This is a genomic window from Amycolatopsis sp. NPDC058986, from assembly GCF_042741125.1.
Classification (GTDB): domain Bacteria; phylum Actinomycetota; class Actinomycetes; order Mycobacteriales; family Pseudonocardiaceae; genus Amycolatopsis.
On sequence record NZ_JBHYJW010000139.1, the window covers coordinates 1 to 2390 of the forward strand.

Annotated in this window: 2 protein-coding genes; one reads left to right on the forward strand and one right to left on the reverse strand. The window is 71.8% G+C overall.

Features of this window, described 5'->3' with window-relative positions:
* Positions 1 to 146: 146 nt before the first annotated feature.
* The gene (locus ACFW0G_RS45445; protein ID WP_378331815.1) at positions 147 to 782 is read right to left on the reverse strand and encodes a histone-like nucleoid-structuring protein Lsr2; all 636 of its coding nucleotides are present in this window, start codon (positions 780 to 782) and stop codon (positions 147 to 149) included.
* Between the two features lie 143 nt (positions 783 to 925).
* On the opposite strand from ACFW0G_RS45445, the gene ACFW0G_RS45450 reads away from it, so the two are divergent.
* Positions 926 to 2320, forward strand: coding sequence for a dihydrolipoyl dehydrogenase family protein (locus ACFW0G_RS45450; RefSeq protein WP_378331816.1), 1395 nt, complete (start codon positions 926 to 928; stop codon positions 2318 to 2320).
* The last annotated feature ends 70 nt before the right edge of the window (positions 2321 to 2390 follow it).

The following is a 2390-nucleotide window of genomic DNA, read 5'->3' on the forward strand; positions in this document are numbered from 1 at the left end:
CCCCCCGGATCATGGGAAAGACAGGGGGACAAAGTCATGCCGGGCCTGGCGACCACGAACTCCTTGATCAGGAGCTACGAAGAAGGTAACGGGGGGTCCCTCGATGCGGTCAACGCACCCGGGGCGTCCCTCGGTGTCCGATGGATTCAGCCTTGTTCGGCAGCCGAGAAGGTCACCGACGGAACCTTCCGCGCGGTCCTCTTCGGTGCTTCGGCCTTCGGCGCCGCGACCTTCTTGGTGCGGGAGCGGGTGGCGGGCTCGGCCTTCTTCGCCGTCGCGGTGGTCTTCGCCGGAGCCTTCGCGCGCGTCTTCGCGGCGGCGGGCTTGGCGGCGGTCGCCTTGGTGGTGCTCTTGGCCGCCGGCTTCGCGGTGGCCTTCTTCGGCGCGGTCTTGGCCGCGGCGGCCGTTTTCGCCGTGCTCTTCGCGGGAGCCGCCTTGGCCGGGGCCTTCTTGGCGGTGGTCTTCGCGGCGGGCTTGGCGGCCGCGGACTTGGCCGCGGTCGCCTTCGGCGCGCTCACGCCCCTGCGGCCCGCGACCGGCTTGGCGGTCTTGGTGGCGCGTGCCTTCTTCTTGGCACCGGGGACGATGCGCGGCCTGCGCTTGCGCCCGCCGATCCGCCTGCCGTTCCGGACGTAGGTGTCGAGGAACGACCGGAGTGCCACGGCGTTGTCGTCGGAAAGGTCGATGTCGTAGTCGATTCCGTCCAGCGCGAAGGCGACCGTTTCCGCCGCCGGATCCCCGGTCAGATCGTCCAGCAAGTGCACCGCCGTGTTCCTGGCCACGAAAACCTCCCGTGCTCGATCGTCCTACTGCGCGCAACGGGTCGGCGACGATACTGGCCCCCGATACCGCCGATTCCTTGCAGTTCGCTGATGAGGATAACCGCTGGCTTGCGCGAACTCGCGTAGTGGTGTGCGCTGAACCCATGTCGGCACAGACTTTCGATGTCGTGGTGATCGGGGCGGGACCGGTGGGCGAGGTCGCCGCCGAGCGAGTGGCGCGAGGAGGGTTGAAGGTAGCCCTCGTCGAGCACGAGCGGTTCGGCGGGGAATGCTCCTATTGGGCGTGTATCCCGAGCAAGGCGTTGCTGCGCCCGGGAAATCTGCTCGCGGCGGCCAAGCGGATGCCCGGGGTGCCGGTCGGCGACCGGATCGATCCGGAGCAGGTCTTCGCGCGCCGGGACTGGTTCACCGGCAAGGGCGACGACGCCGGGCAGGTCGGCTGGGCGCGCGGCGCCGGGATCGAACCGGTGCGCGGGCACGCCGAGATCACCGGTGACCGGGAGGTCACCGTGGACGGTGACCGGGTTCTCACCGCGCGCCACGCGGTGATCGTGTGCACCGGCAGTGTGCCGAGCACGCCGCCGATTCCCGGGCTGGAAACGATCCGGACCTGGGGCTCGCGCGAGGCCACGTCGGCGTCGTCGGTGCCCGCGCGGCTCGGCGTGCTCGGCGGCGGGGTCGTCGGTGTCGAAATGGCGCAGGCGTGGGCCCGGCTCGGCGCCGAGGTCCATCTGATCATCACGGGGGAACGGCCGCTGCCTCGCCAGCCCGCGTTCGCCGGGGACGCCGTCCTGGACGGACTGCGCGCCGACGCGGTGCGCGTCCACGCGAACTCCGGCCTGAGCCGGGTGTCCGCTGTGGACGGCGGCACCGAGCTAGAACTGAAGGACGGTTCGCGGCTCGTGGTCGACGAACTGCTCGTCGCCACCGGACGCCGTCCGGCCACCAGCGGGCTCGGCCTCGGCAGGCTAGGGCTGACCGAGGGGAAGCCGCTCGACGTCGACGACACCGGCCGGGTGTCCGCTGTGGACGGTGGCTGGCTCTACGCGGCGGGCGACGTCACCGGCCGCGCGCCGCTGACGCACCAGGGCAAGTACGCCGCCCGGGCCGCGGGCGACACGGTCGCCGCGCTGGCCAAGGGCGAGCAGGTGGTCGCCGGGCCGTGGAGCCCGTTCACCGCGACCGCCGATCACCACGCCGTTCCCCAGGTGGTGTTCACCGACCCGGAGATCGCCGCGGTCGGGCTCGCGGACGCGCGCGAGGGCTCGGCCGACCAGGTCGTCGAAATCGACATCGCGGTCGCCGGTTCCTCCCTGCACGCCGACGGCTACACCGGAAAGGCCAGGATCGTCGTCGACACCGAACGCGAGGTGCTGCTCGGCGCGACCTTCGCCGGTCAGGATGTCGCCGACCTGGTGCACGCCGCGACCGTCGCGATCGTCGGCGAGGTGCCGCTCTCGCGGTTGTGGCACGCCGTCCCGGCGTTCCCGACGATCAGCGAGGTCTGGCTGCGCCTCCTGGAGGCCTACGGCCTCTAGGCCTCCAGCGCGCTCCGGTCACGCGGTGGCTCATGCGCCCCAATGTGGCGGGGGGGGGGGGGGGGGGGGG